Here is a 15294-nt window from a genome sequence, read left to right as displayed (position 1 = left end):
TGTCGTCCCGCCATCGTTCTGCTCCCGTCAGTGCGACAGGAATATCATATAATGATGCTTATTTCAGTTCCAGGTGAATAGAGAGGTTTGGGTGAAGCTTTTTTCAGAAAACTTCAGATAAACGCCATCCCATGCCTGCCCTTACGGGGTTCAGTCGCGGTAATCAGGCTGTTCGCGATCAAGCTTGCGCCGCAGCGCCTGCCAGATCAGGCGGCCTTCATCGGGGTCATCCTCAAACTGCCCGCGCGCGCGCAGGATCTGCGCCTCGGAGGGGATATGCAAAGGCACGCCCGTGGACTGCGCCGCAATCTGGATGCGGCAGGACTGCTCAAGGTAATACATGCGATAGAAGGCCTGCGCGATGGTGGCGCCCACGGTGAGCAATCCATGATTTTGCAGGATCAGCGCGTTATGCGTGCCAAGATCGCGCACGAGGCGCTCGCGTTCGCTCAGATTGTCATCAGCCGCAATCCCCTCATAGGGGTGGAAGCCAACGCGGCCATAAAATTCCATGTTGATCTGGTTCAGCGGCAGGATGCCATGCTCCTGCGACGCCACCACCATGCCCGCGAGCGTGTGCGTGTGCATGACGCAGGCGGCATCGGGCCTGCTGCGGTGAATGGCGGAATGGATGACAAACCCCGCCGGGTTGATCGGCCATGATGTTTCCTGCCGGGGCAGGCCATCGGCATCGACCACCACCAGGGAGCTTGCGGTAACCTCCTCGAACAGGAAGCCGAAGGGATTGACCAGATAGGCATGCTCGCGCCCCGGCAGCCTGACCGAAAGGTGGGTATAGACCAGGTCGGTCATGCCAAAAAGCGCCATGAGCCGGTAAGCGGCGGCGAGATCCTCACGCACGGCCTTTTCGGTCGGGGCCATTGCGGGCGCAGGCGAAAGGGAAGACATGATTCGTGAATATTCCTTCCTGTGGCAGGCCTGTCGCTCCTTTGTGGAGCATGGTCAGCCCCCTGACATACGACACGGCGCGACGATTACCCACCACGTGCCGCGCGTAAACAGGAATTTTTCAAAAAGGTGATGTCTTCTGAAGCGTTTTGAAAAAAGCTTCACCAAAACTTTTATGAGTTCAGGGTATTTTATTGGAGCCAACTTTTCAGCCAGGCTCCAGCCAGACGCCCGAAAACATGTTTTGAAATAATACGCCACCGGGAAACAATGAAATTTCCCGGGCATCCTTCTTTTGAAAAACCTGGCGTTTTTATGAATATTACTGAAATATATATTAAAAACTTTCTTATTGTTTCCAGTATTATATAGATATACTACTTTATTCACATCACCCCCATGGCAGGCGGAAACGCTTTCCTCCCCTATCATTACGGTTTATGGATAATGGCGACAACGAACCAGACAGGACCGACAGAGCAGTAACGCCCCCCACGGGAAAGCAGTGCATTCATGCCCTATATTTGGTGGATCGGTTTTGCATGACACGACAACCTGCCCCATCACCCCGCAAGGCCGCTGCCCCGCGCGGCACAGCCACGCGCCGCAAGGCGGATGGTTTTTACGGACAGGTTGCCGAAGTGGACCTGCGGCAGCTGCGCGTGTTCAGCACCGTGGCCGAACATGGCGGTTTTGCCGCAGCCGAAGTGGCGCTGGGCAAGAGCAAGTCCTCCATCAGCATCGACATCGCGGCCCTTGAAAACCGGCTTGGCCTGCGGTTGTGCACACGCGGGCGCAGCGGTTTTGCCCTGACGGCGGAAGGGCGCCTGGTGCTGGAGGCAACCGAGGCCCTGTTTTCGGATATCGCGCACTTCCAGCAGCGCATCAACGAGGCCAGCGGCACGTTGGCGGGGCGCTTCTGCCTGTACGTGCCCGACAATATCCAGATTCATGGTGACACCGTGCTGGTGCGCGCCATTGAAACCTTTACCACCCGCTACCCGGCGGTGTTCATGGATATCCGCTCCACCTCCGCGCGTGAGGTGGAGTTTGCCGTACTTAACGGGCAGGCCTGCGCGGGCATTACCCTGAACCCGCGCCATGCGGGCGATATACAGGCCACGGCCCTGTTTCATGAGGAACTGCACCTGTTCTGTGGCAGGCGCCACCCCCTGTTCAGCCTGCCCGAAAGCGAGATCACGCCCGCCATCCTGGCCGAGCAGCGCATGATTACGGTCTCCGGTGCCGCCACCTCGCCCATGTGGGACAGGCTGCGCCCGCACCTGAACTTCGCCGCGGCGGCGGAAAATGTCGATTCACGCGCCCTGCTGATCCTGTCAGGCAATTACCTGGGCTTTCTGCCCGAACCCTTTGCAGCCCCCCTGGTGCATGACGGGCTGCTGCGCCGCATCGTGCTCGACGGCCTGCAACTTGAAACCAGCTTTTATTTCCTCGCCCGCCCCAACCCCGAGACGGGCCTCATGCATGATACGTTTCGCGCCATCCTGGAGGCAGCCTGCTGAATCCGCTCCCCCATGCGCGCCCGTAAAGACCACCGCATGACCTCTGTGATGGCCCGGCTCAGATGCCTGTGCGCCGCCCCCTTTGTGGTGGCCACCCTTGTCATCGTACTGGCCGCCGTGCTGGCAGACAGTTGCATGGCACGGGCGGACATGCCCCCGCCGCTGCCCGGCTTCATCCATGATGGCACGCTGAGGGTCTGCACCAACCCCACCCTGCCCCCCATGACATTCATAAACGGCACCGACATGAAGGCGGTGGACGGCATCGACATGGACATCGCCCATGCGCTGGCGGCCTACTGGCATGTCACGCTGGATGTCACGACCATGGATTTTACCGGCCTGTTCCCAAGCCTTGCGGCAGGGCACTGCGGGCTGGTGGCGAGTGGCCTCGTCAGGCTGCCGCAGCGTGAACGCAACTTTGATGCCGTGGCCTATCAGGATACGGCCCTGGTCATCGTGGCACGCGCGGGCACGCAGTCCCTCGGCAGCATGGCGGACCTGTCGGGCCGCAAGGTGGCCGTGCAGGCCGGCACCAGCTACAGCACGCGCCTGACGCAGGAAAACGCGGCGCTGGTGGCGGCAGGCCACGCGCCGATGATCATCGCGCAATACCCCACCGAGGAACAGGTGGTGCAGCAGGTGCTGATCGGGCGCGCCTTTGCACTGGCCAGCCAGGATGTGGAACTGGCCTACCGGCGCGAACAGCTGCACGGCAGGCTGGGCGTGATCTTTACGCCCCCGTACCCGGAATACCGGAATTTCGCGCTCTATATCCGCAAGGATACCCCTGACAGGGCGCTGCTCGAACACGCCATTGCCACCCTGCGCGATAACGGGCAGATGGCCGCGATTGCGCAGAAATGGGCCATAACGCCCGAAGCCACGCAGGCGCCGGGCGCGCACGCACCGGCGCCAGCCTTTCGCTGGGGTACTTTTTTTGGCGCCCTGACCTCCGCCGCCTTCCTGCGCGGGGCCTTCATCACGCTGGCCGTGGCCGTTGTGTCGCATCTGACCGCCATCGTCATCTCGATCCCCATGGCGCTGGTGCTGAATGGGCGGGACTCCATGCTCAGGGCAGGGATCAAGGCCTATGTCGCCCTCTTCCGTGGCGCGCCGACCCTGCTGCAGCTCCTGTTCATCTGGAACGCGCTGCCCCAGTTCCTGCCATTTTTCCGCGAGGCATGGTTCACCCCCTTCCTGGCCACGTGGCTGGCGCTTTCGATCAATGAATCCGCCTATCAGGTCGAGATCAACCGCGCGGCCCTGAGCGCAATCGACCCCGGCCAGGCGGTGGCGGGCCATGCGCTGGGCCTGTCGCGCGGGCAGGTCTACCGCCATGTCATCTTTCCGCAGGCGCTGCGCATCGCCCTGCCGCCCACCATCAACGCGTTCATCAGCCTGCTCAAGACCACCTCGCTGGCCTCGGTCATCTCCGTGCAGGAACTGCTGGCGGTCACCCAGATCCAGGTCGCGCGCACATTTGAGTTTACCGAGTATTATGCCGCGGCGCTGGTTTACTACCTGGCCATGGTCTTCTTTTTCCTGCTGGTGCAAAAGCGCGTCGAACGCCGTTTTGCATGGGCCGGGCATGACACGGCGGGCGCGCATGCAGCCTGACCCCGGCGCCGTGCTGTCGATACGCAACCTGAGCAGGCTGTACAAGGGGTTCGTAGCCCTTGACCGCATCAGCCTTGACGTGCGGCGCGGCGAAAAGGTCGTGGTGCTCGGGCCATCTGGCGCGGGCAAGTCAACGCTGATCCGCTGCCTCAACCGTATCGAACCCCATGACAGAGGCTCGCTGCACATCAATGGCCAGCCCATTACCGCACGGACCGACCTGATCCGGCTGCACGCGCTCGTGGGGCTGGTGTTTCAGAACTACAATCTGTTCCCGCATCTCAGCGTGCTCGACAACTGCACGCTGGCGCCGCGCATGGTGCGCAAGATGCCGCGCGCGCAGGCCGAGGCACTGGCCATGCGCCTTTTGCAGCAGGTCAATATTGCCGGGCAGGCGCGCAAATACCCCATCCAGCTTTCTGGCGGCCAGCAGCAGCGCGTGGCCATTGCGCGCGCGCTGTGCATGCAGCCCGAGATCATGCTGTTTGATGAACCCACCGCCGCCCTCGACCCCGAGGCCGTGTCCGGCGTAGCCACGATCATGAACGACCTTGCGGCCCAAGGCATCACCATGCTGTGCGTCACGCATGAAATGCGCTTTGCGCGCCATATTGCCGATCGCATCGTGTTCATGGACCAGGGGCGCATCATGGAAATCACGCCCTCCGAGCAGTTCTTCACCAACCCACAGACCAAGCGGGCACGGGAGTTCCTGAACCAGATGATTGGCTAGGATCATAAACGTTTCCGGGTGCCGCCTTTTTTCAAAAAGGCGGTGTTCCTTGAAGCTTTTTGAAAAAAGCTTCACCAAAAACTTTGATCGTTAACGGGTTTTTTAAAACGCGCTTTTGATACCCCATGAAAAAAGGAGCCTTGCGGCTCCCTTTCCCATAACGATTGGACAGGTCTTATGACCAGCGCCAGTTCCTGATTTCGGGCAGGTCCTGACCGTACTGCGCCACATAGCGCGTGTGCTCGACCAGCTTGTCGCTGATCGCCTCGTTGGCATAGGCCGCCTTTTCGGCCAGGCCCGGCACGCGACGGATCACGTTCTGCACCAGATGGAAGCGGTCGAGGCTGTTGCGCACCGTCATGTCGAACGGCGTGGTGGTGGACCCTTCCTCGCGGTAGCCATGCACATGGAAGTTGCGGCAGTTGGTACGCTTGTAGATCAGCTTGTGGATCAGCGCCGGATAACCGTGGAAGGCGAAGATGACCGGCTTGTCGGTGGTGAACAGGCTGTCAAATACATAATCCTCCAGCCCATCCGGGTGCTGGCTGCGTGATTCAAGCGTGAGCAGGTCCACCACGTTGATGACGCGTATCTTGAGGTCCGGCAGGTGCTTGTTGAGCAACTGCACGGCCGCCAGCGTCTCGATGGTGGGCACGTCACCCGCACAGGCCATGACCACATCAGGCTCGCCGCCCTTGTCGTTGCTCGCCCATTCCCAGATGCCGATGCCCTTGGCGCAGTGGGCGATGGCGGAGTCCATGTCCAGCCATTGCGGCTCGGGCTGCTTGCCCGCCACGATCACGTTCACCCGGTCGCGGCTTTCAAGGCAGGTTTTGGCCGTGCACAGCAGGGTGTTGGCATCGGGCGGCAGGAACACCCGCACCGTCTTGGCCTTCTTGTTGAGCACATGGTCAATGAAGCCGGGGTCCTGGTGGCTGAAGCCGTTATGGTCCTGCCGCCACACATGCGAGGTGAGCAGGTAGTTCAGCGATGCGATCGGCGCGCGCCACGACACCTCATCCGCCTGCTTGATCCACTTGGCATGCTGGTTGACCATCGAGTCCACAATGTGGATGAACGCCTCATAACACGACAGGAAGCCGTGCCGCCCGGTCAGCAGGTAGCCTTCCAGCCAGCCCTGGCAGGTATGCTCGCTCAGGATTTCCATCACGTGGCCATCAACGGCCAGATGGTCATCGTAATCGAAGGTCTCGGCGTTCCAGGCGCGGTTGGTCACGTCCAGCACGGCGTTGAGGCGGTTGGAGTTGTTTTCATCCGGCGCCAGCACGCGGAAGTTACGCGCGGGCAGGTTTTCCTTCATCACATCGCGCAGCCACGTGCCCAGCACGCGCGTGCCCTCGCCAAGTGCGTGGCCAGGTGATTCCACGCTCACGGCATAATCCGTCACATCCGGCAGGCGCAGGTCACGGCGCAGCAGGCCGCCATTGGCATGCGGGTTTGCACTCATGCGGCGGTCGCCTTTGGGGGCAAGGGCCGCGATTTCGGGCATCAGGGTGCCGTTTTCGTCAAACAGTTCCTCGGGCCTGTAGCTGTGCAGCCATTCATCAAGCAGCTTGAGGTGGGCGGGGTTGGTCATGTCGGTAATGGGCACCTGGTGGGCGCGCCAGTACCCTTCCGTGCGCAGGCCGTCCACCGTCTTGGGGCAGGTCCAGCCCTTGGGCGTGCGCATGATGATCATGGGCCAGGCCGGGCGCGTGGTGTCGTTCTTCTCACGCGCGGCTTTCTGGATCTGGGCAATCTTCGCAAAGGCCGTGTCCATCGCCACGGCCATCTTCTGGTGCATGATGTCCGGGTCATGGCCTTCCACCACGATCGGGTCATAGCCGTAGCCCTTGAACAGGCTCACCAGTTCATCGGGCGAGATGCGGGCCAGCACCGTGGGGTTGGCGATCTTGTAGCCATTGAGGTGCAGGATCGGCAGCACCGCGCCATCGGTCCTGGGGTCGAGGAACTTGTTGCTGTGCCATGACGTGGCCATCGGCCCGGTCTCGGCCTCGCCATCGCCCACAACGCAGGCCACGACCAGGTCGGGGTTGTCGAACGCCGCACCATAGGCGTGCGAGAGCGAGTAGCCCAGTTCACCGCCTTCGTTGATCGAACCCGGCGTGGTGGGGGCAGCATGGCTGGGAATGCCACCGGGGAAGGAGAACTGCTTGACCAGCCTGGCCAGCCCGTCCGCATCCTGCGTCACTTCGGGGAAGTATTCGGTGTACGTGCCTTCAAGGTAGGTGCTGGCCACCACGCCCGGCGCCCCGTGGCCGGGGCCTGCCACGAACAGGATGCTGCGATCCTGTTCGCGGATGATGCGGTTGAGGTGCAGGTACAGGAAGTTCAGCCCCGGCGTGGTGCCCCAGTGCCCCAGCAGGCGCGGCTTGGTGTGTTCGAGCTTGAGCGGCTCGCGCAGCAGCGGATTGGCCAGCAGGTAGATCTGGGCAATCGACAGGTAGTTGGCTGCGTGCCACCATTTGTTGAACAGCGCGACATCCGCTGTGGACAGCGGTGTTGCGGATGCGGTTTCACTCATTTCCGTTCCTTCCAGAATGGTCCATTCCTGCCCGGCGCTCAGCCCAGACATATCAGCACGTGGCGGCGGATTGTCGTTTCCTCGTCGGTGGGGATCACCCGCACCTCCACGGCGCTATCGGCCGTGCTGATGATTTCGTGGTGCGCGGCATTCGCCGCCGCATCGAGGCGGATGCCCGCCCAGCCCATCCGCGCGCACACGGCGGCGCGGATGATGGCGTCATGCTCGCCAATGCCTGCGGTAAACACCAGCCCGTCCAGCCCCTGCAGGGCCGCCATCATGCCCCCCGCCTGCTGGGCGAAGCGGTAGACAAACAGGTCCAGCGCCTGTGTCACCTCGGCGCTGGTGCCTGCCTTGGCGTGCAGGTCGCGCATATCGGCCGAAACGCCGGACACGCCCAGCAGGCCGGAGCGGTGATAGAGGATGTTCTCGATCTCGGCCGCCCCCAGCCCCTCTTCCTTGAGCATGTACAGGATCACGCCGGGGTCGAGATGCCCGCACCTTGTGCCCATGACCAGCCCGTCCAGCACCGAAAAACCCATGGTGGTGTCAATGCTGCGCCCGGCCTGAAGCGCGCACAGGCTGCCACCGCTGCCGATATGGGCGACAAGCGTGCGCCCATTGGCCAGGTGCGGTGCGCGCTCGCGCAGGGCGGAGGCGATGTATTCATATGACAGGCCATGAAACCCGTAGCGCCGCACGCCACGCGCCGCATAGTCACGCGGCAGGGCCTGCGCCTGCGCCACGGCAGGCAGGGTGTGATGAAAGCCGGTATCGAAACACGCCACCTGCGGCAGGTCGGGATATTGCGCCAGTAGCGCGCGGATGGGGGCAAGGCTGCCAGGCTGGTGCAGGGGCGCAAACGGCGTCAGCGCCGCAAGCCGCGCCAGCACATCGGGCGTAATGCGCACGGGGGCGATGAACTCAGGCCCGCCATGCACCACCCGGTGCCCCACGGCCATGAGGTCCACGCTACCAAGCTGTTTGCCCACCCATTCCATGAGGGTGGCCATGGGGCCGAGATGCGCCTTGTCGAGATTCGCGCCATCGGCGGTGGGGGCCCATGTCTCGTCCACCAGCACGCGGCCACCCGCGTCATGGGCGACAAAATGGGGGTGGCTGCCGATTCCCTCAAGCTCGCCCGAGGCGATGCGATGGCTCGGGGAGGCCGCCGTCTCGCCTTTTTCAATGGCGAAGAGGGCAAATTTCAGGCTGGATGAACCTGCGTTGAGTGCGAGCACCGCCCGTGTCATGCCTCTCTCCCTGCTGCGTGCCTAGAACCGGCAGCATGTCACGCCCATCTGCCGGACCTGACATTGATGCGAATCAATTGGCCGCACCCAGCCTAACCCAAAGCGGGCAGGAGAACAGCCATCACGCCACATGGCGCCTCCGCACCACGCAGGTGGCCCAATGGCCGGGAAGGAGAAAAGTTTTTTCTAACCGACGCAGAATCAGGGAAAGACGCCGGATAAAAGGCCATAAAAGTTTCCGGATGCAGCCTGTTTTCAAAAAGGCTGCATTCTTCAAAGCTTTTTGAAAAAAGCTTCACCAAAAACTTTTTCCTGATGCGGCATGTCAGCCAAAACGCCGGGCCAGAACGGCCCTGGCCGCCGTGCGCGCATGCCCCGCATCACGCCCCACCTGGATCAGGGCGGGAATCTGGAACGGATTGCACACGATGCTACGGGCCAGTGCACCCACCGCAAGGCTGCCATCAGGCCGCAGCGCCACCACTGCGGCAGGCGGCAGGGTGCGGTCCGCGGGGTCGCACACCACGCGCAGCACGGCGAAGGGCACCTTGCGGGCAGCGGCCATTTCCGCCACCACGCCGCTTTCCATGTCCAGCGCCACGCATCCCGTCTCGCGGTACAGCGCCATCTTGCGGCTGGCGGCGGTTACGATCACATCGCTATGCAGCAGGTCGCCGCCTACCACATCCGCCCGGTCAGCTCCCAGCCATGACAGCAGCGTGGGGGCAGCGGGCAGGCGCTCGCCATTGACCAGCACATTATGCGGCACGACCACGGCACCGGGCTGCAGCGCCGGGTCAAGCCCTGCCGCCAGCCCGAAGGAGAGCAGCGCATCCACCCCGCCTTCAAGCAGGTCAAGCACCGCCTGCCGCGCGCCAGACAGGGTCGCGCCACTCAGGCCAAAGCGGGCATGGGGCAGGAAGGGGCGGATAAGGGCGGCTTCCGCCTCCATGCCCACCACGATGCCCAACCGGGAAAACGGAGAGACTGCTGTGCTACCGGACATATTGATGAATCCCCCTGCCATTATCACAAGCCATGACCGAGGTGGCCGGACAGTGCGCAACACGGCCATCAGCCCTGATCTCACCCGCCCGACACCCGGCTAAAGCCAGTTGTGCCATACGGTGGCCGCCGCCCTTTCCCGCGCTCCGTGCGGGCGGAAGGGACAGCGCCACCCTGTCGGCGCGACACATACGCAACGCGGCGCCTGCCCCGGTCGCCATGGCCATCATATATTATCGCCCGCGTGCAGGCGCAGGCCGACAGCCCGCCTGTCGTGCCTCATCCCGGTCGGCCCGGCGCGCCCTTGCGGTCATGCACCGCGCGCGCGGCCGCAGCCCCGGAGCGGATCGCGCCCTCGATGGTGGCGGGCAGGCCCGTGGCCGTCCAGTCGCCTGCCAGCAAAAGGTTGGGCACCATGGTGTGCGTGCCGGGGCGCAGGCGGTCCTGCGCGGGCGTTGCGGCAAAGGTGGCGCGCTTTTCACGCACGATGCGCAGCGGCGGCATGGCCACCGGCAGCGGTGTCGTGGCCGCAGGGTCGATGGCGGCGCGCACCTCGTTCCAGATCAGGGGGGCCAGTTCATCCAGGTCACGGCCGGCATAGCGGTTGGCGGCGCTGACCGTGACCGACAGGATGCGGTCCTTGGCGAACACCCATTCACTGATGCCACCCACAACCCCGATAAAATGCGCCTGCGCCAGCCCGCCGGTCAGCACCGGGGCCTGCGGCAGCAGGAAATGCACGTTCAGGATCGCCTCGAACGCATCAGGCGCGCCAAACCCGGGCAGGTCCGCCAGCAGGCCGGAGGCCACCGGGGCGGGCACGGCCATGATGACCGTATCATCGGGGCTGATTTCAATGCGTTCCGCACCCAGCAGCAACGCCGTGACCGGGCCGCCACGGGTGAACTCCACCGCGCTGACCCGGCTGCCCGTGCGCACCCGCGCCCTGAGCACGGCCAGATGGGCAAGGGCAGGGTCCACAAAACTTTCCGAAAGGCCAATGGCGGGGAAGCGCGGCAGGCAGTTGCGCCCGCCACGGGCCAGGCTTTCCTTCACCACGGCGCCCAGCAGGGCGGCGCTGCCGGTATCGGGCATGGTGTTGAGCACCGATATGGCGAATGGCTCGAGCAGGCGGCGCGAGAGGCTGCCCGCAGGCAGGCAGTCCGCCACCACCATGTCGGGCGTGGCCTCCATCAGCGCCAGCAGGCCACGCAGCTCGGCCAGCCGCATGCCCGGCACACGCCTGCGCTTTGAAAGCACCCATAGCGGCACCCGCCCGCGCGAGAGGTCGAGCGTCCAGCGCAGCCGGTCGGCCAGGTCAATGAACGGAAAGACCGGGCGCTTCGGCCCCACCAGCGTATCCTGCGCCCCGATCAGGCCCAGATAGCGGTACACCGCCGGGTTGCCCGACAGCAGCAGGTGGTTGCCATTGTCGATGCGGCAGTCAAGATGCCGGTCATGATAGGAGCGCGCGCGGCCACCACAGGCGGGCCCGGCCTCGTACACCGTAACCTGCTCGCTGCCACCCGCCAGCTCGACCGCGGCGGACAGGCCCGCAAGCCCACCGCCAATGATATGGACATGACCCGCCATGGCCTCAGCCCGCCAGCGCGCGCAGCGCGATCAGCACCTTGCGCGGGCGTGAGAGCGACACGCGCTTTTCTGGCGTGCCCCAGCCCTGCCGCTCCTGCGCGCCGAGAATGGCGGCATAGGTTGCCCCCATCAGGCGCGCGGGCCGCATGGCCGTGCGGTCGCACCGCGCCATGGCAGCGGCCGCCGCGCGGAAATGGTCATGCGCGCGGGCCGCCAGGATGCGCCCCACCTGCTCCAGCCGCCCGGCATGCACCACCGCCGACGGCTTTGGGGTGATGTCAAAGCGCTCGAGCAGGTCGCGCGGCAGGTAGAGGCGGCCAAGGCGGGCATCCTCGGCCACGTCGCGCAGGATGTTGGTGATCTGCAGCGCACGGCCCAGATGGTAGGCCACCTGGTCGGCCGCAGGCGAGGAATCGCCAAACACCCGCACCGAAAGCCGCCCCACGGCGGAGGCCACGCGGTCGCAATACAGGTCGAACGTCGCCTCGTCGGGGGCGACGATGGGGCCGCGCGCATCCATCTCCATGCCGTCGATCACGTCATTGAAATCCTGCTGGCGCAGGTCGAAGCGGCGGATGGTGGCCATGAGCACGCGGTCAATGCCATCACGCGCCTCACCGCCGTAGAGCCGGGCTATGCGGGCGCGCCATTCCTCGAGCCTGCGGCTCTTGTCCTCCGCCTCGCCCTCGTCATCAGCCACGTCATCGACAAGGCGGCAGAAGGCATAGACGGCATACATGCCATATCGCCGGTCAGGCGGCAGGATACGCATGCCCTTGCCAAAGGACGTGCCCGACCGCACCACGACCTGCTCGACCTCGGCGAGGTCGGCAGCATCACAGCCCAGTACCGGCGCCTCATCATGCCGCGCGCGCAAAAAACCCATTCCCGCGTGTTCCGTTCACTTTACGAATTAACAGTTGCGCCTGTTCTTAGCGGCAATCACCCCCAAGGACAAAATCACGCCTGATCAGACCAGCGTGCGCACCGCCCCCGCAAGGGCTGCGAGCACATCCCCGCGTGACAGCTTGACCCGGCCCGCCACCGGGTCTTCCCCGCGCAGCCGGGCCGCCAGCCGCTTTGACAGCCCCACGATCACGGCCGCCTCCATGCGCATGCGCCTGTCACGGATCAGGCCGGGCAGCAGGGAGGCGCGGCGGTTGAGTTCATCAACCCGGTCAAGCATCTGGTTGAACACCCGGCGCAGGCCGGGGCTGGCATGGCGGCCACGCAGGTCATCAATGCTGGCCCCCGCCTGCGCAAGCCACGGGCGCGGCAGGTAGCAGCGGTCAAGATTGCGCAGGTCATCGGCGCAGTCCTGCAGGTGGTTGAGCACCTGCAATGCCGTGCACAGCGCATCCGACGGGCCGAACGTGCCGGGATCCTCATCATGCAGCTCAAGCAGGAAGCGGCCCACGGGGTTGGCGGAATAGCGGCAGTATTCCTCCAGTTCCTCCCACGAATCGTAGCGGTTCTTCACCGCATCCTGCCGGAACGCCACGATCAGGTCGGTGGCCGTGGTGGCGGGCACGCCTGTCTCGCGCAGCGTCTGGCCCATGCGCACCGCCGTCTGGGCATCAGCGCGGTGGGGGGCGAGGCGCGTGCCGAGCACCACCTCCTCCATCGCGTCGAGGCGGGCGATCTTGGCAGGTGGATCAAGCTGGTCGGTATCGACGATATCATCGATCACGCGGGCGAAATCATAATAGGCATGCACATGCGGGCGCAGCCTGCGGCTGATCAGCAGGGAGCCTACGGGAAAGTTTTCATCCCCGGCATCCTTGCCCGACGAGACATCCGCGCTGCCCCATACATCCTGCTCATCCGTGTTCACCCTACGTCATCCCCCATGGTGCGGTTCATTACCGTTGCAGTACCCTCGCCGCGCATATGTGTCGAGATCGCGCCATCGGGTTCGGTATAGGCGCGGCTTTTCCAGACCACGCCCCGCCCACGATGGTGGTCGAGCGCCGAGCCGATGGTGGCCAGCGTATAGAACCCCGCAATGACCGGCAGCAACACCGCCCAGGCGGGCGACTGGCCAAACCGGCGCAGCGTGGGCGTGTAGGATGCCATGGACAGCACCCATGCCCCCGCGCCAAGCCCGCAGGGCAGCCCGTGGGTGAACAGCGCAAGCTGCATCGGCAGCATCCATACCAGCACCATGCCGATCACCGTGCCCGCCAGCAGGAGCGGTGAATAGCCAAGCTGCACATAGGCCGTGCGCGCCACCATGCGCCAGATGTCGGACGGGTGCGGATAGGGCCGGATGGAGCGCGCCAGGCAGCTATGACCCAGATAGATCCGCCCCCCGCTATGCTTGACGTGGGCCGCCAGCGTGCAGTCATCGATCAGCGCGCCGCGCAGGCTCTCGATGCCGCCAATGCGCGCCAGCGCACTCCAGCGCACCAGCACCGTGCCGCCAGCCGCCCCCGCCACCCTGCTGCGCGGGTTGTTCACGCTGGCAAACGGGTAGAGCAGCGCGAAAAAGAAAACGAAAGCCGGCACCAGCATGCGCTCGGCAGGGCTGGCGCAGTTCAGCTCCACCATCTCCGATACCTGGTCGAGCCCGTCTGCCTGCGCCTTGGCCACCAGGGTCGAGACATGGCGCGGGTCGTGGGTGATGTCGGCATCGGTCAGCAGCACGAAACCGCTGGAATCGGGGGCGAGTTCACGTGCGCGCGCCACACCCTGCGCCACGGCCCACAGCTTGCCGCTCCACCCCGCAGGCCGCGCCTTTCCGGTCACCACGGTCAGCCGCCGGTACGGGTCGGGCACGGCGCGCGCCAGCCGCCCGGTGCCATCGGTGCTGTTGTCATCAACCAGCACGACATGCAGCGCACCGGGATAATCCTGTGCCAGCAGCGAGCCGATGCACGCCGCGACCGACGGCGCCTCATCGCGCGCGGGCACCACTACGCACACATCGGGGCAGGTGGCCGCATCAAGCTGCGGGCCTGAAACGGGGGCCAGCACCGGCCCCGCCTGCCAGAAGCGGCCATGACAGAAAATAAGCCCGAGCCAGATGACCGCTGTCAGAATGGAAAGGGGAAGCACAAGCATGGCAGATGGCTCAATCCAGCATGCCGTGCTGGCGGAACCAGTCGATCGCGTCCGTCACCGCCTCACGCGCGGGGCGCGGGGCGTAGCCGAGTTCACGGATCGCCTTGTCTGACGAGAAGAACATCTTCTTGTGCGACATGGCCAGCATCTCGCGCGTGACGCGGGGCGCAATGCCAAAAGCGCGGGACAGCCATTCGCTCGCCACCGCCACCGGCCAGATCACCGCCTGCGGCAGGCTGATGCGCGGCGGCGCCACCCCCGCGATCTCGGCAGTCATGGCGAACAGGTCGCGCAGCAGGTAGTTCTGCCCGCCCAGGATGTATTTCTCGCCAATGCGCCCGCGTTCCAGCGCCAGGGCATGGCCCTCGGCCACGTCATCCACATGCACGATGTTCACGCCGGTATCGACATAGGCGGGCATGCGGCCCGCCGCGCAGTCGAGAATCATCTGGCCGGTAGGTGTGGGCTTGATGTCGCGCGGGCCTACGGGCGTGGAAGGGTTCACGATCACGGCAGGCAGCGCGCGCTCATGCACCAGGCGCAGCACTTCCTGCTCGGCGCGGTATTTGGAGCGCTTGTAGATGCCGATCACGCCATGTTCATGCACCGGCGTTTCCTCATCGGAGATGGTGCCATCGCCAATCAGCCCCAGCGCCGCGACCGAGGAGCAGTACACGATCCGCTCGACCCCCGCCTTCTGCGCCGCCAGCATCAGGCCACGCGTGCCCTCCACGTTGGCCACCATCATCGGCACCGGGTCGGGCACCCACAGCCGGTAATCCGCCGCGACATGGAACACGTAGCGGCAGCCCTTCACGGCCGCATCAAAGCTTTCGGGGGTGGAGAGATCGCCTTCCACCAGCTCGGCGGGCAGATCGCGCAGGTTGGTCAGGTCGCTGCCTTTGCGCACCATGAGCCTGAGCGTATGGCCACGCTCCACCAGATTGCGGGCAACGGCCGAGCCGACAAAACCGGTCGCACCGGTTACAAGGGTTGGGGCAGTCATGGTCTGAACGATCACTCCGTCAGGGGACAGAATTCACGATTGCG

General features: G+C 64.5%; 13 protein-coding genes. 3 read left to right on the top strand and 10 right to left on the bottom strand.

What is annotated here, in order from left to right:
• Window positions 1-150: 150 nt before the first annotated feature.
• Window positions 151-909: a class II aldolase/adducin family protein gene (locus DV027_RS05445; protein ID WP_242621739.1), complete on the bottom strand. Its 759-nt coding sequence runs from the start codon at window positions 907-909 to the stop codon at window positions 151-153.
• A gap of 542 nt (window positions 910-1451) precedes the next feature.
• On the opposite strand from DV027_RS05445, the gene DV027_RS05440 reads away from it, so the two are divergent.
• Genes DV027_RS05440 through DV027_RS05430 form a run of 3 tightly spaced genes read left to right on the top strand, consistent with a single transcriptional unit; the run spans window position 1452 to window position 4785 of the window.
• On the top strand, window positions 1452-2432 hold the full coding sequence (locus DV027_RS05440) for a LysR family transcriptional regulator (RefSeq protein WP_130730885.1): 981 nt from the start codon (window positions 1452-1454) through the stop codon (window positions 2430-2432).
• A 36-nt stretch (window positions 2433-2468) separates the two neighbouring features.
• A complete protein-coding gene (locus tag DV027_RS05435; RefSeq protein WP_130730884.1) occupies window positions 2469-4052 on the top strand; it encodes an ABC transporter substrate-binding protein/permease in 1584 nt (527 codons plus the stop codon).
• Window positions 4042-4785 (top strand): amino acid ABC transporter ATP-binding protein, encoded by a 744-nt coding sequence (locus DV027_RS05430; protein ID WP_207303420.1) that lies wholly within the window; start codon window positions 4042-4044, stop codon window positions 4783-4785. Before DV027_RS05435 ends, DV027_RS05430 begins: the two co-directional genes overlap by 11 nt.
• 175 nt (window positions 4786-4960) lie before the next feature.
• On the opposite strand, the gene DV027_RS05425 is transcribed toward DV027_RS05430, so the two are convergent.
• The 9 genes from DV027_RS05425 to hpnA all read right to left on the bottom strand — a co-directional run bounded on the left by DV027_RS05425 (window position 4961) and on the right by hpnA (window position 15250).
• Window positions 4961-7330, bottom strand: coding sequence for a phosphoketolase family protein (locus DV027_RS05425; RefSeq protein ID WP_130730882.1), 2370 nt, complete (start codon window positions 7328-7330; stop codon window positions 4961-4963).
• A 38-nt stretch (window positions 7331-7368) separates the two neighbouring features.
• Window positions 7369-8583 carry an acetate/propionate family kinase gene (locus DV027_RS05420; RefSeq protein WP_130730881.1) on the bottom strand — a complete coding sequence of 405 codons (1215 nt, stop codon included), beginning with the start codon at window positions 8581-8583 and terminating at the stop codon, window positions 7369-7371.
• Window positions 8584-8675: 92 nt separating this feature from the next.
• Window positions 8676-8882: a hypothetical protein gene (locus DV027_RS05415; protein WP_130730880.1), complete on the bottom strand. Its 207-nt coding sequence runs from the start codon at window positions 8880-8882 to the stop codon at window positions 8676-8678.
• A 26-nt stretch (window positions 8883-8908) separates the two neighbouring features.
• Window positions 8909-9589, bottom strand: a complete 681-nt coding sequence (locus DV027_RS05410) for a phosphorylase family protein (RefSeq protein ID WP_130730879.1) — start codon at window positions 9587-9589, stop codon at window positions 8909-8911.
• Between the two features lie 278 nt (window positions 9590-9867).
• On the bottom strand, window positions 9868-11181 hold the full coding sequence (hpnE, locus tag DV027_RS05405) for a hydroxysqualene dehydroxylase HpnE (protein WP_130730878.1): 1314 nt from the start codon (window positions 11179-11181) through the stop codon (window positions 9868-9870).
• 4 nt (window positions 11182-11185) lie between these two features.
• The gene (hpnD, locus tag DV027_RS05400; protein ID WP_130730877.1) at window positions 11186-12067 is read right to left on the bottom strand and encodes a presqualene diphosphate synthase HpnD; all 882 of its coding nucleotides are present in this window, start codon (window positions 12065-12067) and stop codon (window positions 11186-11188) included.
• An 84-nt stretch (window positions 12068-12151) separates the two neighbouring features.
• Window positions 12152-13015, bottom strand: a complete 864-nt coding sequence (gene hpnC / locus DV027_RS05395; RefSeq protein ID WP_130730876.1) for a squalene synthase HpnC — start codon at window positions 13013-13015, stop codon at window positions 12152-12154.
• On the bottom strand, window positions 13012-14244 hold the full coding sequence (locus DV027_RS05390; RefSeq protein ID WP_130730875.1) for a glycosyltransferase: 1233 nt from the start codon (window positions 14242-14244) through the stop codon (window positions 13012-13014). Before DV027_RS05390 ends, hpnC begins: the two co-directional genes overlap by 4 nt.
• 10 nt (window positions 14245-14254) lie before the next feature.
• Window positions 14255-15250, bottom strand: coding sequence for a hopanoid-associated sugar epimerase (gene hpnA / locus DV027_RS05385; protein ID WP_061273926.1), 996 nt, complete (start codon window positions 15248-15250; stop codon window positions 14255-14257).
• Window positions 15251-15294 lie beyond the last annotated feature (44 nt).

This window comes from Komagataeibacter xylinus (genome assembly GCF_004302915.1).
GTDB classification, from domain to species: domain Bacteria; phylum Pseudomonadota; class Alphaproteobacteria; order Acetobacterales; family Acetobacteraceae; genus Komagataeibacter; species Komagataeibacter xylinus_C.
Note: the sequence above shows the minus strand (reverse complement) of the source record. Positions and strands in the feature narration are given on the sequence as shown.

Bases quoted from the DNA above. Each gene is read 5' to 3' on its own strand.
- DV027_RS05410 (WP_130730879.1), bottom strand. From the start codon at position 9,589: ATGTCCGGTAGCACAGCAGTCTCTCCGTTTTCCCGGTTGGGCATCGTG.
- DV027_RS05390 (WP_130730875.1), bottom strand. From the start codon at position 14,244: ATGCTTGTGCTTCCCCTTTCCATTCTGACAGCGGTCATCTGGCTCGGG.
- DV027_RS05430 (WP_207303420.1), top strand. From the start codon at position 4,042: ATGCAGCCTGACCCCGGCGCCGTGCTGTCGATACGCAACCTGAGCAGG.
- DV027_RS05435 (WP_130730884.1), top strand. From the start codon at position 2,469: ATGACCTCTGTGATGGCCCGGCTCAGATGCCTGTGCGCCGCCCCCTTT.
- DV027_RS05420 (WP_130730881.1), bottom strand. From the start codon at position 8,583: ATGACACGGGCGGTGCTCGCACTCAACGCAGGTTCATCCAGCCTGAAA.
- hpnA (WP_061273926.1), bottom strand. From the start codon at position 15,250: ATGACTGCCCCAACCCTTGTAACCGGTGCGACCGGTTTTGTCGGCTCG.
- DV027_RS05425 (WP_130730882.1), bottom strand. From the start codon at position 7,330: ATGAGTGAAACCGCATCCGCAACACCGCTGTCCACAGCGGATGTCGCG.
- DV027_RS05445 (WP_242621739.1), bottom strand. From the start codon at position 909: ATGTCTTCCCTTTCGCCTGCGCCCGCAATGGCCCCGACCGAAAAGGCC.
- DV027_RS05440 (WP_130730885.1), top strand. From the start codon at position 1,452: ATGACACGACAACCTGCCCCATCACCCCGCAAGGCCGCTGCCCCGCGC.
- hpnD (WP_130730877.1), bottom strand. From the start codon at position 12,067: ATGGGTTTTTTGCGCGCGCGGCATGATGAGGCGCCGGTACTGGGCTGT.
- hpnE (WP_130730878.1), bottom strand. From the start codon at position 11,181: ATGGCGGGTCATGTCCATATCATTGGCGGTGGGCTTGCGGGCCTGTCC.